Source organism: Streptomyces sp. NPDC001443 (assembly GCF_053597355.1).
In genome coordinates this window covers 1-23437 of the sequence record NZ_JBSFIA010000021.1, presented here as the reverse complement: position 1 = coordinate 23437, position 23437 = coordinate 1, and the positions used below count along the sequence as shown (strand labels likewise).

20 protein-coding genes and 1 pseudogene are annotated in these 23437 nt (G+C 71.0%); 7 read left to right on the top strand and 14 right to left on the bottom strand.

Going from position 1 to position 23437, the window contains the following annotated elements; all coding sequences use genetic code 11:
- Positions 1–293 precede the first annotated feature (293 nt).
- The 5 genes from ACWC24_RS21965 to ACWC24_RS21945 all read right to left on the bottom strand — a co-directional run bounded on the left by ACWC24_RS21965 (position 294) and on the right by ACWC24_RS21945 (position 5032).
- Positions 294–902, bottom strand: a complete 609-nt coding sequence (locus ACWC24_RS21965; RefSeq protein ID WP_450664530.1) for a TetR/AcrR family transcriptional regulator — start codon at positions 900–902, stop codon at positions 294–296.
- A gap of 136 nt (positions 903–1038) precedes the next feature.
- Positions 1039–2289 carry an FAD-dependent monooxygenase gene (locus ACWC24_RS21960; RefSeq protein ID WP_450664637.1) on the bottom strand — a complete coding sequence of 417 codons (1251 nt, stop codon included), beginning with the start codon at positions 2287–2289 and terminating at the stop codon, positions 1039–1041.
- A 27-nt stretch (positions 2290–2316) separates the two neighbouring features.
- The gene (locus tag ACWC24_RS21955; RefSeq protein ID WP_450664529.1) at positions 2317–3021 is read right to left on the bottom strand and encodes a maleylpyruvate isomerase N-terminal domain-containing protein; all 705 of its coding nucleotides are present in this window, start codon (positions 3019–3021) and stop codon (positions 2317–2319) included.
- Positions 3018–3854, bottom strand: coding sequence for a fumarylacetoacetate hydrolase family protein (locus ACWC24_RS21950; RefSeq protein WP_450664528.1), 837 nt, complete (start codon positions 3852–3854; stop codon positions 3018–3020). The genes ACWC24_RS21955 and ACWC24_RS21950 overlap by 4 nt, the downstream gene beginning before the upstream one ends.
- A gap of 2 nt (positions 3855–3856) precedes the next feature.
- On the bottom strand, positions 3857–5032 hold the full coding sequence (locus ACWC24_RS21945; RefSeq protein WP_450664527.1) for a cupin domain-containing protein: 1176 nt from the start codon (positions 5030–5032) through the stop codon (positions 3857–3859).
- An 86-nt stretch (positions 5033–5118) separates the two neighbouring features.
- Here ACWC24_RS21945 and ACWC24_RS21940 point away from each other — a divergent pair, with 86 nt between their 5' ends.
- Both ACWC24_RS21940 and ACWC24_RS21935 read left to right on the top strand, forming a co-directional pair.
- Positions 5119–5895: an IclR family transcriptional regulator gene (locus ACWC24_RS21940; protein ID WP_450664526.1), complete on the top strand. Its 777-nt coding sequence runs from the start codon at positions 5119–5121 to the stop codon at positions 5893–5895.
- Positions 5896–6105: 210 nt separating this feature from the next.
- Entirely contained in the window at positions 6106–7752 is a 1647-nt protein-coding gene (locus ACWC24_RS21935; RefSeq protein WP_450664525.1) for an MFS transporter, read from the top strand.
- A 134-nt stretch (positions 7753–7886) separates the two neighbouring features.
- On the opposite strand, the gene ACWC24_RS21930 is transcribed toward ACWC24_RS21935, so the two are convergent.
- From ACWC24_RS21930 to ACWC24_RS21910, 5 genes are all read right to left on the bottom strand, one after another.
- Positions 7887–8732 (bottom strand): MOSC domain-containing protein, encoded by an 846-nt coding sequence (locus ACWC24_RS21930; protein ID WP_450664524.1) that lies wholly within the window; start codon positions 8730–8732, stop codon positions 7887–7889.
- Positions 8733–8776: 44 nt separating this feature from the next.
- Positions 8777–10288, bottom strand: coding sequence for a DUF4246 domain-containing protein (locus ACWC24_RS21925; RefSeq protein ID WP_450664523.1), 1512 nt, complete (start codon positions 10286–10288; stop codon positions 8777–8779).
- A 132-nt stretch (positions 10289–10420) separates the two neighbouring features.
- Positions 10421–11788 (bottom strand): hypothetical protein, encoded by a 1368-nt coding sequence (locus tag ACWC24_RS21920; RefSeq protein ID WP_450664522.1) that lies wholly within the window; start codon positions 11786–11788, stop codon positions 10421–10423.
- A gap of 244 nt (positions 11789–12032) precedes the next feature.
- Positions 12033–13022, bottom strand: coding sequence for an aldo/keto reductase (locus ACWC24_RS21915; RefSeq protein WP_450664521.1), 990 nt, complete (start codon positions 13020–13022; stop codon positions 12033–12035).
- Between the two features lie 296 nt (positions 13023–13318).
- Positions 13319–14200: an AraC family transcriptional regulator gene (locus ACWC24_RS21910; protein WP_450664520.1), complete on the bottom strand. Its 882-nt coding sequence runs from the start codon at positions 14198–14200 to the stop codon at positions 13319–13321.
- 137 nt (positions 14201–14337) lie between these two features.
- Here ACWC24_RS21910 and ACWC24_RS21905 point away from each other — a divergent pair, with 137 nt between their 5' ends.
- Together ACWC24_RS21905 and ACWC24_RS21900 are read left to right on the top strand one after the other, a co-directional pair.
- A complete protein-coding gene (locus ACWC24_RS21905) occupies positions 14338–15495 on the top strand; it encodes a serine hydrolase domain-containing protein (RefSeq protein WP_450664519.1) in 1158 nt (385 codons plus the stop codon).
- A gap of 76 nt (positions 15496–15571) precedes the next feature.
- A complete protein-coding gene (locus ACWC24_RS21900) occupies positions 15572–16234 on the top strand; it encodes a lysophospholipid acyltransferase family protein (RefSeq protein ID WP_450664518.1) in 663 nt (220 codons plus the stop codon).
- A 64-nt stretch (positions 16235–16298) separates the two neighbouring features.
- On the opposite strand, the gene ACWC24_RS21895 is transcribed toward ACWC24_RS21900, so the two are convergent.
- Positions 16299–17135 carry an endonuclease/exonuclease/phosphatase family protein gene (locus ACWC24_RS21895; RefSeq protein WP_450664517.1) on the bottom strand — a complete coding sequence of 279 codons (837 nt, stop codon included), beginning with the start codon at positions 17133–17135 and terminating at the stop codon, positions 16299–16301.
- A 166-nt stretch (positions 17136–17301) separates the two neighbouring features.
- On the opposite strand from ACWC24_RS21895, the gene ACWC24_RS21890 reads away from it, so the two are divergent.
- Positions 17302–18495, top strand: a complete 1194-nt coding sequence (locus ACWC24_RS21890) for a cytochrome P450 (protein ID WP_450664516.1) — start codon at positions 17302–17304, stop codon at positions 18493–18495.
- 572 nt (positions 18496–19067) lie between these two features.
- Positions 19068–19172, top strand: a pseudogene (locus tag ACWC24_RS21885) (hypothetical protein); the annotation flags it as partial.
- A gap of 297 nt (positions 19173–19469) precedes the next feature.
- Here the strand turns inward: ACWC24_RS21885 and ACWC24_RS21880 are convergent.
- From ACWC24_RS21880 to ACWC24_RS21870, 3 genes are all read right to left on the bottom strand, one after another.
- Positions 19470–20291: a class I SAM-dependent methyltransferase gene (locus tag ACWC24_RS21880; RefSeq protein ID WP_450664515.1), complete on the bottom strand. Its 822-nt coding sequence runs from the start codon at positions 20289–20291 to the stop codon at positions 19470–19472.
- Between the two features lie 122 nt (positions 20292–20413).
- A complete protein-coding gene (locus ACWC24_RS21875) occupies positions 20414–20899 on the bottom strand; it encodes a DoxX family protein (protein WP_450664514.1) in 486 nt (161 codons plus the stop codon).
- A 257-nt stretch (positions 20900–21156) separates the two neighbouring features.
- On the bottom strand, positions 21157–21921 hold the full coding sequence (locus ACWC24_RS21870) for a helix-turn-helix transcriptional regulator (protein WP_450664513.1): 765 nt from the start codon (positions 21919–21921) through the stop codon (positions 21157–21159).
- Positions 21922–22087: 166 nt separating this feature from the next.
- Here ACWC24_RS21870 and ACWC24_RS21865 point away from each other — a divergent pair, with 166 nt between their 5' ends.
- On the top strand, positions 22088–23101 hold the full coding sequence (locus ACWC24_RS21865) for a BtrH N-terminal domain-containing protein (RefSeq protein WP_450664512.1): 1014 nt from the start codon (positions 22088–22090) through the stop codon (positions 23099–23101).
- The last annotated feature ends 336 nt before the right edge of the window (positions 23102–23437 follow it).

Genomic DNA, 23437 nt, shown 5'->3' with positions numbered 1-23437 from the left:
CCTCCAGGGCAGCCTCCGGCCGCAGAGCCCCGGGCCCGCCGTCACCACCGGCTGCCCGCGCCGGGCCTCAGCGACGTATCTTCCGCAACGCCGGACCGCCCTGACGGCGATCCTGCTTGCCCTGCCCCGCCATGCGGGAGCGGGCATTCCCCCGGCCTTGAAGGACCGGACACCCTGCCCGAAAATAAGGCAGAACCGGCGCCTGGCCGACCGCCACTTCGTCACCTGGCTGCGCAGCCTGCTGTACGACGCCGCGGCCGAGCAGTGAGGCGGACCGGTCCTGTCCGCTGCGGTCAGGTCAGCAGGCGCACCCAGCTGGCGCTGAGCTCGTCGAGCATCTGCTCGCGGGTGATCTTCCAGTCGGCGTCGCCCCAGTGCTGGGCGATGTAGTCCAGCTCGGCCATCGCCAGCACGCCCCGGAAACGGCGCTGGTGGGGTTCGAGCCGCCCGGCCGCCGTCAGCCCGTCCTCGATGTCGCTGATGGCCTCTTCAAGCCATCGTTCCACCAGGTCGCGCAGCTCGGGATCGACGGCCGCGGCGTCCCGGCCCACGCGGATGATCGGCCGGATCTCCGGCCAGCTGTCGGCGGTGCGCCGCAGCCAGGCGCCGATCGCCTCGGGCGTGCCCGCGGTCACGGTGGCGACCAGGTCCTGGGCCGTGGAACCGTGCTCGGGCGAACGCACGCGCTGGAGCGCCTCGTTGAGCCGCTCGTCGATGAGCGCCTTCATCAGGTCGCTGCGGGAGGGGAAGTAGGCGTAGAAGGTCACCCGGGTGGTGCCCGCGGCGGTCGCGATGTCGTCGACCTTGGTGGCGGCGTACCCCTTCGTGGTGAACAGGTCGAGCCCGGACTCCAGCAGCAGGCGGCGCGTCATCTGTTTCTGCGCCTGTCGAAGGTTCGCCATGCCCGGATCCTAGCGCGTCGGCGCTCGCCGTCCGTACGTACCGGCCTACGGACACACGCACCGCATGGATCGCTGCCGGGCTGTAAAGCTCCGGTGGCGGCCCAGCCGATCGCGCGGGATCGGCAGCGGGCGTCGCTCATGCCGCCGTACCCCGGGCGGCCGGCTGCGGGGTCGCGGAGGACAGCGGGATCGGCTCGAACATGGGTGGTTCCTGGTCCGGGGTCAGCGCGGTCGGGCCGTACAGCCAGTCCACGAAGGAGTAGTCGGAGGTGGCGCGGGTGCGCAGCAGGGCGTTGCGCTGCTCGCGGGGGACGCCGTCGAGGTGCCACAGCTCGCCCCACGCGCGTGAGGTCGTCACCACGCGGCGGCAGTGCTCGGGGCGCACGACCTCGTAGGCGGCGAGGGCGGCGTCCCAGTCCGGGGTGCCGTCGGCGGCGCGGTGGCGGGCGACGTGCTCGCCGAGGACCCAGCCGTCCTCGATGGCCATGATCGCGCCCTGCGCGATGTACTGGAGCGGCGGGTGCGCGGAGTCGCCGAGCAGGGCGATCCGGCCGTGCACCCAGTTCATGATCGGGTCACGGTCGAACATCCGCCACCACTTGTCCCGCCACATGAACGGCAGGCCGTCCCGTACGAAGCCGCAGGTGTCGGCGAAGGCGGCGTCGAGTTCGTCCGGGGTGCCCCAGTCCTCCCGGCCGGCCAGCGCCTTGGGGGACTCGAACACCGCGACCTGGTTGAGCATCTCGCCGCCGCGCAGGCCGTAGTGGACGAAGTGGCAGCCGGGGCCGATGTACACCGCGACCTCGCCGAGGTCCACGGACTTCACCCGCTCGAGGTCGGCGGGGACGGTGCCGCGGTAGGCGACGTAGGCGGAGGAGACGGGCCGGTCGTCGACGAGCAGCCTGCGGGCGACGGAGTGCAGGCCGTCGGCCGCGATCACCACACCGGCCTCGTGCGTCCGGCCGGAGGCCAGGGTGACGCGGGCACCGGTGGCGGTGTTCTCGTACGAGGTCACCTGCGCGTCGTTGATCAGCTCGACTCCGGCTCGCTCGCAGGCGCGCAGCAGCAGGCCGTGCAGGTCGCTGCGGTGGATGACCAGGTACGGGAAGCCGTAGCGCCGCTCCAGGTCCCGCAGGTCGAGCCGGGTCAGTTCGTCGCCGTCGACGGCGTCGCGCATGACCATCGTGTCCGGGACGACGCCGAGGCTCCTGGCCTCCTGGAGCAGGCCGTAGTCGTCGAGGATGCGGGTGCAGTTGGGGGCGAGCTGGATGCCCGCGCCGACCTCGCCGAAGGCGGGGGCGCTCTCCAGCAGACGGACGGCGAGGCCCTGGCGGGTCAGCGAGAACGCCGCGCCGAGGCCGCCGATGCCGCCGCCGACGACGATCACATCAGGATGGGACATGGAACTCACTCCTCAGAGCCACGGGCCGAGCTCGGGGGCGTCGGCAAGGGTGTGGGGGCGGCCTGCCAGCCAGGCGGCGACCTCGGGCAGCGGCCCCTCGAACAGCGCGGGCAGCGCGGACAGTTGCCGCTTGGCTCGGATCTCGTCGACCAGCGCGGCCAGGAAGCCCTCGGGCAGATCGGTGAAGGTGACGACGCCGGTGCCGAGGTCGACGGCGTGGACACACACCTCGCGGGCGCGCATCCACGGCAGTTCGGTCGCGGGGACGGTACGGCCCTGGGCGGTGACGACCTGGTGCCGCCACTGCTCGTCGGTGAGCCGGTCCAGTGCCTCGGCGAGGCGCTGCGCGGATCCGGTCAGCCAGGAGCGCAGCTCACCGGCCGACAGGGCGGGGCCGCGGGCGATGCCGGCGGCGCGCTCCTCGGCGGAGGCGTACATCGGCGTCTCCTCGCCGGTGGCCGCCCAGTGCACGAGGTTGCCCAGGGCGTCGGCGTTGGCGGCGACGTGCGCGACGAGGTGCTTGCGGGTCCAGCCGGGCAGTGCGCTGGGGGCCGAGAAGCCGTCCTCGGCGAGGCCCGCGACGGCGTCGAGCATCAGCTCGGTTCCGGTGCGGGCCCAGGCGCGCGCGTCGGCGAGGGTGCGCGTGGCGGTGGTCGTGCCTGGGCCGCCTTGCGAGGTGACGGTCGCGCCTCGGCCACCCTTCGGGGCGGTGGTCATGCCTCGACCACCCTGTTGGTGCAGGCGCCCAGGCCGGTGATCTCGGTGACCACGGTCTGGCCGGGGAGCAGGAAGACCTTGGGGTCGCGGGCGTTGCCGACCCCGGCCGGGGTGCCGGTGGCGATGATGTCGCCGGGGCGCAGGGTGATGACGGTGGAGATGTACTGCACCAGGAAGACCGGGTCGAACAGGAGCGTGCCGGTGTCGTCCTGCTGCATCACCTGGCCGTCGACGGACGTCGTCACCTGGAGCGCGGGGCGGGTTCCGCCGACCTCGTCGGGGGTGACGACGTAGGGGCCGACCGGGGTGGTGGCCTCCCAGATCTTGCCCTGGGTCCACTCGATGGTGCGGAACTGCCAGTCGCGCACCGAGATGTCGTTCATGACGGTGAAGCCGGCGATGGCGTCGGCGGCCTGCTGCTCGTCGGCGCGGCGCACCTGCTTGCCGATGACGACGGCGAGTTCGACCTCCCAGTCGAGCGCGTCGGTCTCGGCGGGCTTGACGAGGTCGTCGTTCGCGCCGAGCAGCGTGTCGGCGAACTTGGGGAAGAGCGTGGGGTGATCGGGCAGGTCCCGGCCCATCTCCTTGATGTGGTTCGTGTAGTTGTGGCCGACGCAGACGACCTTGGAGGGGTTGGGGACGACCGGTGCGAAGTCCGCGCCGTCGACCGGGTAAGTGGCCCCGGACGCGGCGGACTTGGCCTGCGCCTGCGTCTGCCAGTCCGGCTGGGCGAACAGCTCGCCGAGGTCGGAGTGGCCGAGGTCGACGAGGACGTCGCCGTCGAGGCGGACCGCCCGGGTGCCGTCGGCGGTGCGGAGGGTGGCGAGCTTCATGGTCAGGCGTCCTTGTCGGTGCGGTCGAGCCGGGTGCGGTCGAGCTTGAGCGCCTCGAGGACGGGCGCGTCGGAGAAACGGAAGAGGTCGAGGGCCGTGGAGTCGGAGTCGGTGCGGCCGGCCTCGGACCTGGCGGAGAACGGCTCCCAGGACGGGACGACGAACAGGTCGCCACGCGTCACCGACCAGGACTTCTCGCCGACGGTGACGGTGCCGGAGCCGTCGAAGACCTGGTAGACGGAGGAGCCGGTCTCGCGCACCGGCATGGTCTCGGCGCCCCGGGCCACGCGGTGGAACTCGGCGCGGATGGTGGGCAGGACGTCGGAGCCGTCGTGCGGGTCGGTGTAGCGCACCGCGGCGTGTCCGGGCTCGACCGTGCCACCGAAACCCTCCTTCTCCAGCAGGAGTTGGTCGCGCAGCGCCGCGTCGGTGTACTCCCACTTGTAGGACAGCAGCGGGCTGCCCGGGGTGGCGGGGGCGGCCGCGAGGGGGCGCAGGCCCGGGTGGCCCCACAGCCGCTCGGAGCGGGACCGGCTCGGTGTGGTCCGCTCGGCCTCGGTGATCTCGTCGCGGCCGAACTCGAAGAACTGCGCCTCGGTGACGTACTGGAACGGGATGTCCAGGCCGTCGATCCACGCCATGGGCTCGCTGGTGGCGTTGTGGTGGGCGTGCCAGTTCCAGCCGGCCTGCGGCAGGAAGTCGCCGCGGTTCATGGGCACGGGATCGCCGCCCACGACGGTCCACACACCGGAGCCCTCGACGACGAAGCGGAAGGCGTGCTGGGTGTGCCGGTGCTCGGGGGCGTCCTCGCCGGGCATGAGGTACTGGATGGCGGCCCACAGCGTGGGCGTGGCGAAGGGCCTGCCGCCGAGGGAGGGGTTGGCCAGCGCGATGGCCCGGCGTTCGCCGCCGCGGCCGACCGGAACCAGGTCGCCGGCCTGTGCGGCGAGCTCGCGCAGCCGTTCCCAGCGCCATACGTGCGGCACGGCGCGCGAGCGCGGGTGGGCGGGCATCAGGTCGCCGATCTCGGTCCACAGCGGGACGAGGAGTTCCTGCTCGAAGCCCCGGTACAGCTTCTCGAGCGCCGGGGTGACGTCGGGCTGTCCGTCCGCGGCGAGGGCCTTCAGCCGGACCGGGGAGCCCGCGGCGTTGTCTTGGGTGATGGAGGACTCGGTCACGGATTCAGCGTGCCGGGTGTCCGCTGTATGAGCATATGGATTCTGGAGAGCAGAATCGACAGGACACCGGAACATGGAGGACCACCGTGGACAAGGAGCTCAGGACACCGCCGCCCTATCCCATCGCCAGCGTGGACCACGCGCTGCGGGCGGCGACCATTCTGCAGATGGAGGGCGACGCGACGGTGGCGCAGCTCGCCGGGCGTCTGGGGGTCGCGAGGTCGACGGCTCATCGCATCCTGGCGATGCTCGTCTACCGGGACTTCGCCGTACGGGGCGAGGACCGCGTCTATCGCGCGGGCCCGGTGCTGGAGCTGGCAGCGCACTCCCAGTCTCTCGTGTCCCGGCTGCGGGCGACGGCTCTGCCCCACCTGCACCGGGTCGTCGATCTCGTCGGCGAGACCACGAACCTGATCGTGCGCACCGGGGACACCGTCCGGTTCATCGCCAGTGTCGAGTGCCGGCAGGCCCTGCGGGTCGGCTCCCGGGAGGGCATGGTGTTCCCGGCGCACCGCACCACGGCGGGACTGCTCCTGCTCGCCGAGCTGGACGAGGAGGAGCTGGAGAAGGCCTACGCCCCCGAGCGCTACCGGGACCGCCCGGCCGACCGCCCCGACCTCGCACGGCTGCGGACGCAGCTCAGGCGCCTGCGCCGCAACGGCTTCGCCGTCAACAAGGAGCGCTCCGAGCGCGGACTCGTCGCGGTCGGCGTCCCCGTACGCGACCAGGACGGTACGGCGCTGGCCGGCCTCTCCGTCTCGATGCCCAGCGTGCGCTACGACCCGCACCAGCTCCAGCCACTGGTCAAAGCCCTGGAAGCCGCGGCGCACGCGCTGGAGCAGGACTTTCTCCATCAGAGCTGAACGCCCGAACCGCCAAGCTTCCATCACATCCATTTCTTTTCTATACAGCACACATCATTGACGCGACGTAAAGCGAATGTCATTCTCCACGACATCACGCCCGACTCACGTCGCGCCTCTCCCCCACCGCGCCGCAGAGCCGAGCCCCTCACGCTCTTCGGGCTGTCCGTCACGGGACGCCCCTCTTTCCCCAGCCAGAAAGATCCAGAGATGACGCTCAACAACGGGACAACCGTTTCCCCCGGCCCGACCGCGGGGGCCGCCCGGACGCCGGGCTACGCGGGAACACTGGCTGCCGCCTGCGGCGCGGTCTTCGTGGCCCAGGTCGCCAACGCGCTGCCCGCCTCGCTGCTCGGGCTCTTCCAGGAGGACCTGAACACGCACGGATCCCAGCTGACCTGGATCACCGCGGCGTTCATGATCGCCGTGGTCTGCTTCGAGTTCACCTTCGGCGTCCTCGGTGACCTGTTCGGACGGCGCAGGCTCGTCGTGGCCGGCACGGCCCTGGTCGCCGTGGGCAGCGTCGTGGCCGCGCTCGCCCCGGCCGTCCAGGTGCTCTGGATCGGCGCCGCCCTGAACGGACTGGGCGCGGGCGCCATGTTCCCCGGCTCGCTCACCGCGATCACCGCCCTGACCCGCGGCATGCGGCAGCGGGCGCACGCGGTGGCCGTCTGGAGCGGCTTCCTGTCCGCGGGCGCCGCCGTCTCACCCCTGGTCGGCGGCATGTTCGCCAAGGTCGGCTCGTGGCGCGGCTCCTTCTGGGTGCTCGTCGGCCTCGCCCTGGTCAGCATGGTGCTCACCCTGCTCCTGGCCACCGAGTCGACAGCGCCCGAAGGCCGCAGGTTCGACGTGCCCGGCCAGATCACCTTCGCCGTCGGTCTCGTCCTCGTGCTGTACGGGGCCGTCGAGGGGCCGGAGTCGGGCTGGAGCACCCTGCCCGTCCTGCTCTCCCTCGCCCTCGGCGCGGTCTTCCTCGCCGCGTTCGTCGTGGTCGAGCTGGGGGCCGAGTCCCCGATCCTCGACCTGAAGCTGTTCCTCAACCGGCCGTTCGCCGTGTCGTCCGTCGTCGCGGTCATCGGGATGCTCGCCTTCCTCGGCGCCTGCTTCGCGACGAGCATGTGGATGGGTCCCGTGCAGCACCAGGACCCGATGCGCGTCGGCGTCCTCTTCCTCCTGCTCCAGGGACCGGCGTTCGTCCTCATCCCGGTCGTCTCGCGCCTCCTGCACCGGGTCGCCGCGTCCTGGCTGCTGACCTCGGGCTTCGTCCTGCTGGCGGCCGGCTGTCTGCTGTTCACCCGGCTCGACGTCACGGACCCGGGACTCGGCGCGTTCGTGGCGCCGTCCCTGCTGATCGGCATCGGCTTCGCCCTGACCGTCAGCTCGGTGACGACCGTGGCGCTGAACAGCGTGCCCCCCAACCTGGCGGGCATGGCCAGCGCCACCACCAACATGCTGCGCGACCTCGGCTTCGTCCTCGGCCCGGTCGTCGTCGGCGCCGTGGCCCTCAGCCATGCGGGGTCGGCGTTCGCGGCGGACCTGCCCGGCGCCGGCCTGCCGACCGCCCAGTCGGCGGCGGCACAGGCGATCGCCGCGGCCGACGGACCTCTCGCCGTGAACGGCCTGCCGCCCACGGTCCCGGGCTCAGCCGCCCACGGACTGGCCCTCGACGCCCTCGGCAGCGGCTTCTCCACCGCGTACTGGGTGTGCGGCATCGCGGCCGCCGTCGCCGCCGCACTCACCGCCTTCGGGATGATCGGCCGCCGCGCCCGCGGTGCCGCGGAACACGAGGTCACCGCGCCTGGCCTGCCCGGCCAGGACGGGAAGGCCGAACCGGTCGCCGAGGCCGCCCGTCCCTGAGCCACCCTGATCGTCCCTGACCTGCGCGTCTCCTGCACCACGACACCGGGACGGTCGACGAGCACGGCCCGTTCGCCACCCGCTGGGCGGCGGGCGGGCCGCCGCCGAGCAGCCGAGCAGCGTCGGTGCGGCGATCAGGCGGAGTCCTGCAACGTGATCGCGTCGCCCGCCTTGACGGTCCCCGCCTCCAGCACGTCCAGGTAGACACCCAGGCAGGAGAGCCGGCCCAGGTCGAACACCGGTACCCGGTGTTCGCGGGCGACCGCGCGCATGATGCCGGGGTCCGCAGGGAGCTCGTCGTGGCCCAGCGTGGGCACCACGCAGCGAGGTGTGGGCACCACGACCCGGAACATCGCCTCTCCCACGCGTAGCCGTGACCCCACCCAGGCGTCCTCGGGGAAGCCCGGCCCCGTACCGGTGTCCACGACCAGATTGGGCCGGAAGCGGCGCGGGTCGAAGTCTCCGCCCGGATACACCTCTCGCATCCGGGCCAAGGCCGAGGTGGTGACGAGATGGACGCGCCCGAAGTCGAAGAACGTACCCCGGGCGACGGCGCCCGTCGTGATGCTCTCCCCGGTGACATCGACGGACACCGACGCGCGCATCGCGTCGGGCACCCCGCCTTCGTACGCGGGCACGGCACGCTCCAGCCTGCCGTGCTCCGGCACGACGGCGGAGCAGGACACCTGCCGACCGAGCAACTTGGACAGGAACACATCCAGTTCGCGGTCTTCCGCCGGCAGGTCGGTACCGTCCGGGAGTACGACCCGGACCGTGCCGTCGTCGTCCAGCCGGCTGCGACAGCGCAGCAACTCACCCCACTTGCGCGGGTGCTTGGCGCTGCCCACCGCGCCGGTCTCGTCGAGCACGGCGTAGATCCGGTCTCCCGGGAACCCGGTGTCCGTGACCGCCACAGAGCTCACGGTCTCGCCCAGCATCGACTTCACCGGATAGCGGTAGAGCGCCGCCACAGTCCCCATGGATCAAGTATGGCTGGCGCACCACCCGCAAGGGCAGAGCGGATTCAGTGCTCGCAGAGGGAGAATTCCCGCTCGTAGAGCTGCTCGTTGTGCTCGTCGACGAAGAACTTGCGTTCCTGCATGAGCTGTTCGCGGTAGTCCTTGGCCTGTTCGAGCGTCATGGTCGAGGTGTCGGACCATGGTTGCTGCGGTGGCACGTCGGACGTCGAGACGATCTTCTCCGAGGGGTCGACCAGGAAGAACGCGAGAATCTTGCGATGTCCCGGGCGGGCGGGGTCCGCGAGGCGGAACGAACCGACGCGGTGCTGCAGGATGTTCGGGAACGCCAGGCAGCGGCCCGCCGGGGTCGATGCCGATCCCAGCACCTGGTTCAGTGCGTCCGCGTCCTCCAGGCCGTAGACCTCACGCACACCGTCGTCGTCACTCTGCTCGTAGTCCGGGTCGTCGAGTGCCGCCCGGAAGCTCAGCCGGCTCTCGGTGATGTTCTCGCTGTCCCAGTAGTAGATGCCGGTCGAGACGATCCGCTCGTTCAACATCCCCTCGACGTGCCAGGAACCGCCGGCGTACTCGGGTTTGTCCGGGGTGAGGTGAATGGTGGCGAGCTTGACGATGACCTGGAGACCGCGACCGCGCAGGTCGATCCGGGCGGATTCCTCAGGCAACGCGGGCGGGGTGAAGTCCGGGGCGTCAGGGACGGTCGGGCGGCGGTTCTCCCACCATTCGTCCTGAGCCTCTTCCCACGCCCGGACGGCTTCCGCGTAGGCCTCGCCATCGCTGTAGGAGGACTTGTCCGGATACTCCGTCTCCCGCGACTCGTACCATCCGTAAGGATCGGCCTCGATCCGCAGCGGCCGCGGATGGCGCAGATCGGTGAGCACGTTCTCCAGCAGCGGGCGCAGCCGCGCGAACAAGTCAGGCAGCACGGAGGCCAGTTCGCGATGCGTCTCGGGGTGGACGTTGTTGACATAGGAACGGAAGGCGACATCGCCGTCGTCACTGACGTCGACGTCCGTGGGCAGCCACTGGAACTTCTCCGAGAATTCGTACTTCGAGTAGCGGTCCGTCGGGTTCTGCCAAGCCCGCTCGAGCGCGCCGCTCGCCTCCCTCACCAGGCAGAACAGTGAGGGGTGAACCAGATCCAGTACCTGGCCGTCGGATCCGGGATGCCAGTCCTGTTCCGCTTCGGGGACCTGTTCCAGAACCCGCACGGCCTCGCGCAGCCGGGACCTGAGCTTGTCGTCGACCAGAGTGTCCGACTGCCACACCCCGTCGACGGCGGACACCTCCATGCCGGTTCGGCCGTCCCGCAGCGCGGCGTAATGGGCGAGTTCGGCAAGCACGTAGCGCACCTGCGCTTCGGTGAGTCCCTGAGCGACCGCCTCCTGCGTCCATCTGGCGACGATGTCGGCGTCGTTCATCTTGTCGAACCACCCCGGCTTCGCCCGGATGTGGGCGCTGCACTGCATCATCTGAAGTTCCCGCAGTGTTCGGGGCGTCGCGAACGATATGGAACGGGACGCCTGGAAAGGCAGCGGGAAGGCAGACAGGCCAGTCAATTCTCTTGGTCCTCACAGTCGGCGTGCGGTGGCTGGAAGGGTACTTCAGCGCACTGACACCGCAGCCGCGATCACGAGAAGCGCGAGTCCGGAGCAGCCGCTCGACCAGCTGCTCCGGACTCCCGTGGCCGGTCAGTTGACGGCCAGGACCGCCGTGTTGTTCGTCAGGTTCGGGTCGAAGTCGTAGGGCCACTGGCCGAACTCGCCGTACGCGGGGTGGATGCTCACGGCGCCGGTCGCGCCGGGCACCACGGTGTCGATGCGCACGGAGAACGCGTACGTGCGCTGGGTGTCCGCCAGTACCCAGTACGGCAGTTCGCAGTCGTATCGCGGTGCGCCCGTCCGCTTCGGGTAGTAGCCGCCGGTGAGGGTGTGCGGGACGCAGCCGGACGGCACGCCGGTGACCGTGGTGCCCTGGGGCACGATCAGCCGGACCTCGGCGACCGGGTCGCCGGAGCCGAGGTTGCCGAACCAGGCCGGGCCGTTGTTCTTGAAGGTGAGCGCGGCCGTGGCCGTCACCCCCGCCGCGCCCGAGACGGCGTCACCGGTCACGGAGAAGTCCGCGGTGTTCTGCGCGCCGATCTGGAGGGCCGTGTAGTCGTTGCGGGAGTCGAGGTCCTGGGCGCCGGCGCCCGGCTCGACATCGATGTCCAGCCGCTCGTTCATCGCGTACGGGGCGAGTCGCACCGTCAGCGGCTCGGGCAGCTCGAAGGAGTCACCCGGCGCGAGCACCTGGTCGAAGGTGCAGACCGCGTTGTTCGACGGCGCGTACTGGCCGTCGTTCGTCGAGGTGTAGGTGCAGGCGGCGTACCGGGTCAGATCCGTCAGACCGTACGAGCCGAGCAGCTTGACGGTGAACCCGTTCGCGCTCTCGTTGCCGTTGTTGGTGATCTTGAACGGGATCGTCCGCTCTTCGCCGGGCTGCCCCTTCTCGATGCCGGCGATGGGAGCGATGGCGAGGTCGGGCCCGGAGCCGACGGTGAGCGTGGTCTCGAAGTCCCCGTGCGGCGCGGTGAGCGTGCCGTCGGGGCCGCCGGTGGCCGTCGCCTCGTAGGTGATGCTGCCCTGCGCGCCGGCCTTGGCGCCGTCGGCCGCGCGCACCTCCAGGAACACCTGGTCCTCGTAGTCGCCCCCGATCGCGGGCACCACGGGAACGTCGCACACCGCACTCGTGCCGCTCGGCGTGCAGTTGTCGGGCCACGTCACCTCGGCGACCCCGGTGAGGCCGGAGACGTCGACCGTGAGCCTGCCGTCGGTCACCGGGAAGTTCTCGTTGTCGTGGTAGATGCCGACACCGAGGGTGCGGGTCTGCGGCCGACCGCCGTCGATGCCGAGCGGCAGCGTCTGCGCGTACGGCTCGTGGATCCACAACTGGTCGGTCTGCGACAGGTCGTCGGCGAACGCGGGCGCGGCGAGGCCGGCGGTCAGCAGACCGGCCGCCACCGCCAGGGCGGCGCCGGATCTGCGACGTAAGGGACGTCCGGCAGAGAGCGGGCTCATGGTTCCCCTCCAAGAGTGCGATGACGCGACTGATGCGCCGACAGCCTCGACGCACCGGCGTGATCATGACACGACAGGGCAGCCCGCCGCGCCCGGATTTCCTGGCACTCTCCGAGAACACCCGGCCCCCGCCCAGGCCTGGTCCCCAAGGGTTCCGCATGCCCCTGGGGAGACCGTGTCCACACCTCGGAACAACGAGTTGATCAGCAGATCAAGCGGCGGTCACCTGATCTGCCGGACTTTCCTAGCGGTTGACGGATCGCATGCCGGCCTCGTCATAGCGCTCACCCGCCACCTCGGGCAGCTCCGCTTCGATGCGGCCCAGGTCCTCCTTGGTCAGCTCGACGTCGACCGCGGCGGCGTTCTGCTCCAGGTAGGTGCGGCGCTTGGTACCCGGGATCGGCACCAGGTGATCGCCCTGGGCCAGCACCCAGGCGATGGCCAGTTGGGCCGGGGACACGTCCTTCTCGGCGGCGATCTCCTTCACCTTCGCCGCCAGCCGCAGGTTCGCCTCCAGGTTGGCGTCCTGGAAGCGCGGGTTCTCGCGCCGCCAGTCGTTCGCGTCCAGCTCGTCGGGCGAGCTGAACCGGCCGGCGAGGAAGCCGCGGCCGAGCGGCGAGTACGGCACGAAGCCGATGCCCAGCTCCCGGCAGGCGGGCAGCACCTCGGCCTCCACTTCCCGTGACCACAGCGAGTACTCGCTCTGCACCGCGGTGACCGGGTGCACGGCGTGCGCGCGCCGGATGGTCTCCGCGCTCGCCTCGCTCAGGCCGATGTACCGCACCTTGCCCTCGGCGACCAGCTCGCCCAGCGCGCCGACCGTCTCCTCGATGGGTACGTTCGGGTCGACCCGGTGCTGGTAGTACAGGTCGATGTGGTCGGTCCCCAGCCGCTCCAGGGAGCCGTGGACCGAGCTGCGGACATGCTCGGCCGAGCCGTCCTGCGGGCCGACCGTGCTGATGTCGCCGGGTACGGCGTCGTCCATCCGGTAGTTGAACTTCGTCGCGATCACATAGTCGTCGCGGTGCCCCCGGATCGCCTCGCCGACGAGCGACTCGTTGGTCAGCGGCCCGTACATCTGCGCGGTGTCGAGGAAGTTCACCCCGATGTCGAGGGCGCGCCGGATGGTCGCGATCCCCTCCTCCTGGTCCGCGGACCCGTAGAAGGCGGACATGCCCATGCATCCCAAGCCGATGGCCGATACCTCAAGGTCTCGCAGACTGCGCTTGCGCATGACGTCTCCCAGTTCCGTTCCGAACACTCGTTCATCGTTCATCGGACCGCACGAAGCGCCTCGGCCGGCCCTGCTTCCGCCACCGGGCACTCCGTCCCGGACACGTGGTCCACAGGCTTCGTGCGCCGCGGTCACTGCGACGCTACGACCTGAAGCGCACTCCAACGCAAGCCGACGCGCCTGGCCGCCCACAGCGCCGGCGCGCGCCGCCGTGCACGTCCAACTGCCTGGCGCCACCATCGTCTTCGCCCCTGCCACCGCCCCTGCCACCGCCCGTCCGCGGCTCGTCCCGGAGGTCACGGCCCGGCGCTCGCGGTGCCCCGCTCGACGGGGATCCACAACTGGGAGCCGGTGTCCGCGCCGATCTCCACAGGTTGCGTCCGCAGGAGTTCCGGGCCCGGCCGGCTCACGTACAGGCTGGAAGGGAACCACTGCGTGAACACGTCTCGCCACAGTTCCTGAAGGGCATCCGGGTAGGGCCCGTGGTTGTCGAAGACCGCCCACGTCCCGGCCGGCACGTCGAGGGCTTCGAGCTCCTCGGCGGCCGCCTCCGGACCGGACACCACGCCGATCCAGTAGTCCGCCTCGGCGCCCTCCTCCCGGCTGTCGCTCAGGTACACCGCCGCCGACAGGATCCCCGCCGGCTCACGGTGGTCCAGCCCCTTCATCCGTACGATCGTCCGCGCGTCCAGGGTCTTCAGGTGCGCCGCCGCGGCCGCGTTGATCCCCTCGTGCACGAGCGGGACCCGGGCCCTCCTGCCGACGAGCCGGAACGCCTCCTTCTCCACGATGCGGTACCGCATGGCCGTACTGCCCTCGACGACGACGCGGAAGGACATGCGCGGCTGTGCCGTGAGCACCGCACCCGTGCGCCGGGCCTCGCCCGGACCTACGCCGTGCACCGACCGGAAGGCCCGGGCGAACGCCTCGCCCGAGCCGTATCCGTACCGCACAGCGATGTCGAGGAGCGTCGGCTCCCCGGCCAGTACCTCGGCCCCGGCGAGCGTCATGCGCCGGCGCCGTACGTAGACCGGGAGCGGCATCCCGGCGAGCGCGGCGAACAGCCGCCGGAAGTGGTACTCCGACACCGCGGCGATCCGGGCCACCTCGGCCATGTCGACCTCCCCGTCGAGGCAGGCCTCCAGGTGGTCCAGCGCCTGATTCAGCCGTTCCAGCACGCGTGTCCGTCCTCTCGACAAGTGGCGGTCGTCGGGCCGCCTCACCGAAGTAGCGAGATCTGTCCGCGAACTGCCTGACAGAACGCGTGCGGGAATTGTCGGGCAGGAAGGCTCGGGGCCGTCCGAGGCTTGTGCCCATGACTGACATCAAGGGGTTCTGTGATCCCCGGTTCGCCGCGGTCCACGAGGCACTTGCGGCCCTGCTCGGCAAGGACGACGTGGGCGCCTCGGCGGCCGTCCGTCTCGACGGCGAGCCGGTGGCGGACCTCTGGGGCGGCCACGCCGACGCGGACCGCTGTGCCGACTGGGAACGCGACACCCTCGTCGGGGTGAACTCGACGACCAAGAACATGATCGCCCTGTGCGCGCTGATGCTGGCCGACCGGGGCGAGCTCGATCTCTCCGCGCCGGTCGCAGCCTACTGGCCCGAGTTCGCCGCGGCCGGTAAGGAGAACGTGCTCGTACGACACGTGCTGTCGCACACCGCGGGGCTCCCGGACCTGTCCGGACCGACGGCGGTCGAGGAACTCTACGACTGGGAGGGCGTGACGGCGGGGCTGGCCGCCCAGGCACCCGAATGGGAACCGGGAACGGCCGCCGGCTATCACGCCCTCACCTTCGGCTTCCTCGTGGGCGAGATCGTCCGCCGCGTCACCGGCCGCGACATCGGCGAGTTCTTCGCCGAGGAGGTGGCGAAGCCGCTGGGGGCGGATTTCCATCTCGGGATCTCCGCCGACCACGACCACCGCGTGGCACCGCTCGTCCCGCCACCGTCGCTGACCGACGAACACACTGCCGACGCACCACCGGCACCGGACGGCACACGCCGGGAGAACACCGGTGTCACGATCCGGGTCAGGGACGTCAACTCCGTGGCGTGGCGCCGCGCGCGGATCCCCGCGGTGAACGGTTTCGGCAACGCTCGCTCCATCGCCCTTGTCCAGTCGGTACTGGCGAACCAGGGTTCGGCCGGCGGCGTACGGCTGCTGTCCCCTCAGGGGTGCGAGCCGGCATGGCAGGAGGTGTTCCGCGGCGACGACCGCGTACTGCGGACGCCGATGGTCTGGACGGTGGGCTTCGGCAGGTTCGGCGACGCCTTCGGCTGGGGCGGCCGGGGCGGCTCGCTGGTGGTGAGTGATCCCGCTTCACGCATGACGGTCGCCTACGCCATGAACCAGATGATCGACCGGGGGCGGCAGGAGGACGACCGCGGCATGGAGATCGTGCTGGCCGCCTACACCGGCCTGCACCGACAACGCAGCGAGGGCGCCTGGGTACCGGGCCGCAAAAGATGAGTGCGCCTACTCAGGCCCCGGGGACCACGACAGCCGACGATGGAGGTCAACCTTGTCGAGATCGGGAGACCGACACATGCTCAGCCGCCTCGCCGACGTCCTGGTGCCCGCCGTCGGCCGCCTCACGATCACCACCGACGCGGGCGCCGAACTCGCCCCCGGCAGCATCATCGCCGCGAACCACACCTCGCTCGCCGATCCCGCCGTCGTGCTCGCCGCGCTGCACCGCCTCGGGGCCCGTCCGGTCGTCATGGCGGCTGCCGGACTGTGGCGCGTTCCGGTCCTCGGCCGCGCGCTCGCCCGTGAAGGGCACATCCCCGTCCGGCGCGGCGACCGACGCGCAGCGGAGGCCCTGGACGAGGCCGCGGGGGCTCTGGAGCGCGGACGCCTGATCCTGATCTACGCCGAGGGCGGTCTCCCGCGCCGGACGGACGCCGCGGAGGCGGCACCCGACGCCTTCCGCAGCGGCTTGTCGCGGCTCGTCCAGCGCACCGGGGCTCCGGTGGTGCCCGTGGGCCAGGCCGGCGCCCGTCGGGTCACATCGGGAAACAGGACGAAGCAACTCGCGGGCTTGTTCACGGCACCGCTCCGCCGCCCGCGACTGCACGTGCATGTGGGCGAGCCGATCGACTTGACAGCGGACGGCGCCGCTCGCACGGAGCGTGCCCACGCGGCGGTGACGGCCGCCTGGCGCACGGCCGCCGCCCGACTCGGAGAACCCGCCGCGCTCGCCGCGTAGACCGTCGGCGGCCGCGCGGACGACGGCGTCCGCCGGCTCGAGTCCGGTCGGGCGGGTGTCCGTGTCACTTCGACCGGATCAGCTCAGCCCGCACGCCGTAGTGGTCGGACAGGTAGGCCTGGCGGCCGTCGTCCAATGTCACCCGGTCCTGGAACACGAAGTCGGCGCCGCCGGCCAGCGTCTCCCCGGCTGCCGCCCGGACCAGTACGTGGTCCAGGGCCGGTGGCGACGGCCATTGCGGTGTCGGCCGGTAGGTCGGACGCGTGTCGCCGGCGAGGACGTCGCGCAGCCGCGCCGCGGCGACGAAGTCGGCGAGTGCCGCCGAGTCGCGCGGGAGGTTGAGGTCACCGACCACGGCCAGGGGCAGGGACGGGTCGACGGCCGCGATCAGCCCGGTGAGCCGGGCCAGTTCGGCACGGGCGATCCGCGTGTACCGGTTCGTGGGAGACCAGTCGTCGTCACGGTTGGCCGACAAGTGGGTGTTCACGACCACCAGTTCACCGTCCGGGGTGGCGACGGACGCCAACTGGGCACCCTTGCGCATGAGAAGCTCACCGCGCACCGGGCCCGTCGTCGGGTACCGCACGAACCGCCATCGGCTGATCGGCCACCGCGACAGCAGCACCAGGCCGCCCTCGAGCAGGACCGAGCCCGAGTGGGCGAAGTGCCGGTACGCGGGAGCGGCACGGCGGATCAGCCGGGCGTTGCGGCGGAACATGACCTCCTGCAGGCAGACGATGTCGTAGTCGGACCGGTCGAGAGCCGCGCCGAGGGCGCGCAGCCGAGCCGGGACATCGCCGGTGAAGAGGGTGTTCATGGTCAGCAGTCGCAGCGCCATGACGAGTGGGTCGCCTTCCGTCCGGTGGCCGGCCGCCCCCTGCGGGGAGCCTGAGCCGCTCAAGGCGTTGATCGTACTGTCGCCCATGCCGCCGAAAAGCCCGAAGCCGTGGATGGGCAATGCCGCGCCGAAGGGCTGGCGGTGGGGGCGGTCATCCTGAAGTCTGGCCGCACATGCCTGACAGCGGACTCCTCCCGGGGCGCCCGCATGACGACGGAGGCTGCCTTCGATGGAGCAAGTCGACGACGACGCACGGAAGATCCGCAGGGATCCCACCGGGCCTGGCTGCCCGGTCGGCCGCGCGGACGACGGCACCTGGCAGGTGCGCGGCCACGCGGCGGCGCGTGCCGTTCTGCGCAGCACCGACACCGTGCAGGCAGGTCTGGGCATCGAGACCGTCGAGAAGCTGCCCGCCCGGGTCCGGCGGCCCGTGCTGTACCGCGACGGGCCCGAACACCGGGAACACCGCCGTCAGACCGCCCGCTACTTCACACCCCGTCGCGTGGACGAGCACTACCGGGAACTCACCGAGCGCGTCACGCGGAAGCATCTGGACGTCCTCCGGCGCGAGGGCGAGGTGTGGTTGGAGGACCTCACCTTCGGTGTCTCGATCGACGTGGCGTGCGGGGTGATCGGTCTGACCCACAGCAGACCCGGCATCCAGCGCCGGCTGGAGCGCTTCTTCCCCGAGAAGTTCGGCAAGCCCGGATTCACCAGTCTGCACGGGATCTACTGGCTGTTCCGCCAGAACAGCAACTGGCTGCGGATCTACTTCGCCGACGTCCGCCCGGCCGTCCGCGCCCACCGCGAGCAGCCCGCCGACAACCTCGTCTCGCACCTGATCGCGGAGGGCTGTTCGAACCCCGAGATCCTCGGCGAGTGCCTCACCTACGCCGCTGCCGGAATGATCACCACTCGCGAGTTCATCTCCGTCGCCGCATGGCATCTGTTCACCGACGCCGCCCTGCGGGAGCGCTACGCGAACGGCGACGAGACCGAACGCCTGGCGGTGATCCACGAGATCCTTCGCCTGGAACCCGTGGTCGCCCGGCTGAGCCGGCGGACCACCGACGCCCTCGACCTGCCGGGCGCCGACGGCCCGGTCACCGTGCCCGCCGGCGCGCTCGTCGACATCCTCGTGGACGAGGCCAACACCGACCCGGAGGCCGTGGGCGCCGCTCCCGCGGCGGTCTGCCCCGGCCGGCCCGCGACGACCGGGCGGTACGCGGCTGCCCTGTCCTTCGGCGACGGGCCGCACCGCTGCCCGGGGGCGGACATCGCCATGATGGAGACCAACGTCTTCCTCGGCCACCTCTTCGCCCTCGAGGGCATCCGCATGCTCACGCCGCCCCGCGTCACGTTCCAGGACGAGATCGGGGGCTATGTGATCCGCGGGCTGCGCGTGGCCGTCGACCGGGGGTGATGCGCCGCCGGGACGGCGCGCGTCCTGAGCGAGGACGCGCGCCGCCCCGGGGCTCGTTCAAGAAGGTGACGCCCGCGACGATCACTCGGGTCGTGACCGGTCCCGTCGGACTCCGGAATGCGTGATGGCAGCCCACGGCCGCCCGTCTTCCGCCCTTCGCGGAGCATGGGAGTTCACGTTGTCCGCACACGCCCGTCGCACCCGGACCGCCATCGGATCCTCGCTCGCAGCGATCGCCGCACTCGCCCTGGCGGCGGGGTGCACCGCACCGCGTACCGAGGCGACCGCGCTCGGCCGTTCCCAGCCGGCCTCCGTCCCCGTACCGAGCGTGTCCCCGTCACCGGCCCCCACCGCGCGGGCGACGGAGGATCTGCGCGACCCCCCGCAGGTCGTGAGCCGCGACGGCCTGCTCAAGACACGGATCGTCGTCGAGCGCAGGAAGGTGCGCCTGGCGGGCCGCGAGCTGTGGGCCCTGACGTACAACGGGATGTACATGCCGCCCACGCTGCGCCTGCGGCCCGGGGACCGGATGGAGGTCTCCTTCGAGAACCGGCTCGGCCGGCGAGACCCAGTTGTGGCGCCTCGCGAACATCGGGGCCAACATCTTCTACAAGGTGCAGCTTCCGGGCACCAGGTTCCACGTCGTCGCACAGGACGGCTACCCGGTGAACCGCGTCTACTCCGTCGACTCCTTGGTCATCCCGGCCGGCGCCCGCTACGACGTGCTCGTCCAGGGTCCGAAGGCCGGAGTGTCGGAACTTCGGACCCTGCCGTACGACACCGGCAAGGCCGGCAACCGGTTCCCCCCGGCGACACTGGCCACGGTCCGCTCCGAGGGCGAACCGATGCGGCCCGCAGCCCTGCCCACGGCCTTCGCGCCGGTGGACGATCTCGGAAAGGAGTCCGTCGCGGCACGCAATACGGTCACCTTCACGGAGAACAAGGCGGGCACGGTCTTCTACTTGCGCGTGTGTCTACGCGGCGTTCCGATGGGCGGTGACCATCAGGTACTCCCATTCCATGACGCCGTCGGTGAGGTGCTGCGCGGCCAGGTCGTCGAGGGCCGCCACCCGCTCGGGGTCGCCGGAGACGAAGCCGTACGCGGCGACGGTCGGCCCGTAGCAGGCCTTGAAGAACTCCCGGAAGTCCTGCGGTCGTGCGAACCGGTCCACGCGCAACCGCTGCCGACGGGCATCGACGTCGATGACGCGGTCCCTGAGCAGCGAGTGCACGTGTTCCGGGTCGCCCCACAGGGGTGGCGGCTGGGCACCGGGCGGCGGCGGGGGAACGTAGGGACGCATGGCTGCGAACATCTGCCCGATGAAACCTTCCGGGGTCCAGTTGATCAGGCCGATGGTGCCGCCCGGGCGGCAGACCCGGACCAGTTCGTCGGCCGCCTGCCGGTGGTGCGGAGCGAACATCACGCCGACACAGGACATCACCGTGTCGAACTCTCCGTCCGCGAACGGCAGGTGCTCCGCGTCCGCCTCCCGCCAGTCGACCCGGGCGCCGTGCACCGCGGCGAGGTGGCGTCCGACCTCCAGGAGCTCGGGCGTGAGGTCGCAGGCGACGACGTCGGCGCCGAGGAGGGCGGCGGGGATGGCCGCGTTCCCCGAGCCGGCCGCGACGTCCAGGACGCTGTCGCCCTGCCGGATGCCGCACTCCCGTACCAGTTCACCACCCAGGTCGTGGATGACGTGCGACGCCACGGATGCGTAGTCGCCCAGCGCCCACATCGCACGGTGCTTCGCCTTCAGGACATGGTCGGCACGGGCCGCGTCGCTCGCCTCGGTCATGACGAATCCCTCCGGTCGACTGCCGCTGCGGCCGGTCTTCACATCCTGGGTTCTACCCTGCCGGATGCGTCGCGGCCGGGTACGCCACGGCCGCGACGGGACGATCACCTTCGGGTGGCTGATCACAGACTCAGTGTGATCGCGGCGGCCAGGCCGCCGAGGCCGAGGGCGAAGGCCGCCTCTTTCCAGCCGCCTGCGCCCCACGGCAGGAAGCGGTCGGCGGCCAGTCGGCCAGGGCCGATGGCGGCGATGGAGAGGGCGACCACGGCGATGCAGACGCTGTATTCCACACCGCCGTCCGTCTCCCACAGGCCGTGGGCGCCGGTGACCGTGACCATCGCATTGATCATGACACCGATCAGGGCGGCCGCCGCGAGCGGCGTCAGCAGGCCGACGGCCAGTCCCAGGCCTCCCAGGAGCTCGGACAGACCGCAGATCGCGGCGAAGAGTCTGCCCGGTTGGTAGCCCAGGGCCGCGAACGCCTTGCCGGTCGCGGTCAGGCCCTGGCCCCCGAAGAGACCGAAGACCTTCTGAGCCCCATGACCGGCCATCAACAGGCCGAAGGTCAGCCGGATGAGCAGCAGACCGCAGTCGGCGGCGGTCACCACGGAGATGGCCGTGGGCTGCGGTGCCGATGGTGTGGAACGAGCAGAAGGGTTCACAGTGCGTTTGATGGACATGGCAAAGCTCCGGTCGGAACGCCGCAACGGGCTTCCCCCAGCTCGAGCCTGCGCCGAGCACGATGGTGCGGATGGGCCCCGCGGGGATTCGCAGTGCACACGCCCCCCTTTGCCGACGATCTCCTTGCCGGGGCGGCGGCGCGTGCCGCGGCGGCGGCCCGCGGGGGCGGCCGGCCGGACCCACATCAGCGGTCCTGGTCCACCTGGTCATCGTGATCGTTCTCGCTCGGGCCGAGCCGCACGCAGCACTCCCCCGGCTCAGGCACGAGGACGGCCTGGACGCCGTTGACCTCCAGGCCGTCCAGGTAGCCGCCGAGGAAAGCGTGGTTCATCCCGCACACCAGGCCGGGGGCCTTCGCAGCCAGGGGGTGGAAGGGGCAGTTGCGCAGCCGCAGCCGGGTGGAGGTCTCCCGGACGGGTTCGTAGCCGTACCGGTCCAGCAGGTGCTCGCACGCGGTCAGCCCCCGTTCGGGGCCCAGGCGGCCCGGACGGGTCTCCGCCCGCGCGGTCTCGCCCAGCTGCCGACCGCGCTGCCGCGCGGTCCGCAGGGCTGCCTGCGTGGCGGTCTCGTCGGCGCCCTCGGTCAGGACGGCTTCCAGGAGCAGGTCCGCCAGGAGACCGTGACGGCGCTCCGGGATGCTCACCGTGATCTGGACGTCGGTGGCCTCGTACATCTTGGGCCGCCTGCCGACCTTGCGGATCCCGCCGGGCGTTTCGTAGTGCGCGCGCAGCAGGCCGGCCTCGACGAGCTTGTCGAGGTGGAACGCGGCAAGCTTGCGCGAGATGCCGATGCTGGCGGCAGCCTCGTCCCGGGTGACAGCCCGGCGCGACCGCCGGATGAAGGAGAACATGCGGCGGCGCGAGTCCTCACCGAGGACGCCGACGGAGTCGATGGCACGGTCGGCGCCACGGTCGGCCGCGTCGGACCACACGCTCGGGTCGACAGCCATATCACCACGATAACTCCCATATACATGGATACGAGTACTCCCCGCCCGCTGTGGGCTGCACCTCTTGGCGCTCCCCCGGAATAAGGGAAAATTCTGTTGGTGAAACCGGTGGGAGGCAGGAAGAGCCGATGACCCCGCTGATCGAACCCACCCAGGAGAGCACGTCATGACCACGCTGGTAGACATCGACGCCCGCGGTATGCAGCACTGCGAGACGACAGCACTGGGGGTGCTGCTGCGGCATCAAGGACTCGATCTGTCCGAGCCCATGCTGTTCGGCCTCGGCTCCGGTCTGTCCTTCGTCTACTGGGACGCCAAGAACATGGGCTTCCCGTTCCTCGGCGGACGGGTCAGGCCCTTCGAGCTCACCGGGAACCTGGCCGCCAGGCTCGGGCTTGAGCTCCTGGTCCAGGAGACCACCTCCCCGCGCAGGGCATGGGACAACGTGGCGGCCCTCATCGACGCGGGCCACCCCGTCGGACTCCAGCTCGACAGCTACCACCTGGACTACTTCGGCTCGAAGGTCCACTTCGGCGGCCACGTCGTCGCCATGTACGGCTACGACGACCACGACGCCTACCTGGTGGACACCGACCAGCAGGGCGGAGCGGTCTCCACCAGCCTGACCACCCTCGCCCGGGCCAGGGCCGCCCGCGGCCCGATGACCGCCAAGCACCGCTCCTTCGCCCTCACCGCTCCGAGAGACCTGGCCACCCCGTACGGACAGATCGTCCCCGCCATCACCGCCTGCGCCGACGCCTTCCTCGACCCGCCCATCGCCAACCTCGGCCACCGCGGCATCGAGAAGGCGGGCAAGCTGGTGCGCACCTGGCTCCAACGCACCGACGACCCCCGGCGAGACCTGCCGCGGGCCGCCCTGCTGATGGAGAAGGCCGGCACCGGTGGGGCCCTGTTCCGCAACCTCTACCGCGACTTCCTCGCCGAATGCACCGGTCTGCTCGACAGCGGCCACCTGCGCACCGGCCACACCCTGTACGCCGAGGCGGCCACCCTGTGGACGGAAGCAGCGGCACTGATCAGGACCGCCGGCGAGTCGGGCGATGCGCAGTACCTCGTCCGGGCCGGCTCGGTCCTCGGCGATCTCTCACGCATCGAGCGCGAGGCCATGCAGGCGCTCAGCCGCCTGGGCAGTGGGACCACCGACACGATCCAGCCCTGACCGTCCTCAGGAAACCCTGGATCCTCGGAGGCCCGACGTTCGGCGGGCGGCCCGGCTGTCCTGTCAGCCGCCACCCGCTACCTTCTCCCCCCCCCATGGAACGGGCCATCATCCTGAGCAGCCTCGCCACAAGCGGAAGGGACACCACACCGCAGCGGCTCACCGAACTTGCCGCCGAACTCGGCATACCGGCCGCCGGCCTCCTTGTTGTCGCAGGCCACCCGGTGCCGACGGAACTGCTCCCCCCCGTTACCTTTTTCATGGCTCCGCAATGGGGCCTCCGGCCTTCGGGTCCGGCATGACTTCCCCCTCCTGTTGTTGATGATCCGGGGGGTG

Bases quoted from the DNA above. Each gene is read 5' to 3' on its own strand.
- ACWC24_RS21965 (WP_450664530.1), bottom strand. From the start codon at position 902: ATGGCGAACCTTCGACAGGCGCAGAAACAGATGACGCGCCGCCTGCTG.
- ACWC24_RS21865 (WP_450664512.1), top strand. From the start codon at position 22,088: ATGACCACGCTGGTAGACATCGACGCCCGCGGTATGCAGCACTGCGAG.
- ACWC24_RS21920 (WP_450664522.1), bottom strand. From the start codon at position 11,788: ATGAGCCCGCTCTCTGCCGGACGTCCCTTACGTCGCAGATCCGGCGCC.
- ACWC24_RS21900 (WP_450664518.1), top strand. From the start codon at position 15,572: ATGCTCAGCCGCCTCGCCGACGTCCTGGTGCCCGCCGTCGGCCGCCTC.
- ACWC24_RS21950 (WP_450664528.1), bottom strand. From the start codon at position 3,854: ATGAAGCTCGCCACCCTCCGCACCGCCGACGGCACCCGGGCGGTCCGC.
- ACWC24_RS21880 (WP_450664515.1), bottom strand. From the start codon at position 20,291: ATGACCGAGGCGAGCGACGCGGCCCGTGCCGACCATGTCCTGAAGGCG.
- ACWC24_RS21935 (WP_450664525.1), top strand. From the start codon at position 6,106: ATGACGCTCAACAACGGGACAACCGTTTCCCCCGGCCCGACCGCGGGG.
- ACWC24_RS21890 (WP_450664516.1), top strand. From the start codon at position 17,302: ATGGAGCAAGTCGACGACGACGCACGGAAGATCCGCAGGGATCCCACC.
- ACWC24_RS21915 (WP_450664521.1), bottom strand. From the start codon at position 13,022: ATGCGCAAGCGCAGTCTGCGAGACCTTGAGGTATCGGCCATCGGCTTG.
- ACWC24_RS21930 (WP_450664524.1), bottom strand. From the start codon at position 8,732: ATGGGGACTGTGGCGGCGCTCTACCGCTATCCGGTGAAGTCGATGCTG.
- ACWC24_RS21955 (WP_450664529.1), bottom strand. From the start codon at position 3,021: ATGACCACCGCCCCGAAGGGTGGCCGAGGCGCGACCGTCACCTCGCAA.
- ACWC24_RS21905 (WP_450664519.1), top strand. From the start codon at position 14,338: ATGACTGACATCAAGGGGTTCTGTGATCCCCGGTTCGCCGCGGTCCAC.
- ACWC24_RS21870 (WP_450664513.1), bottom strand. From the start codon at position 21,921: ATGGCTGTCGACCCGAGCGTGTGGTCCGACGCGGCCGACCGTGGCGCC.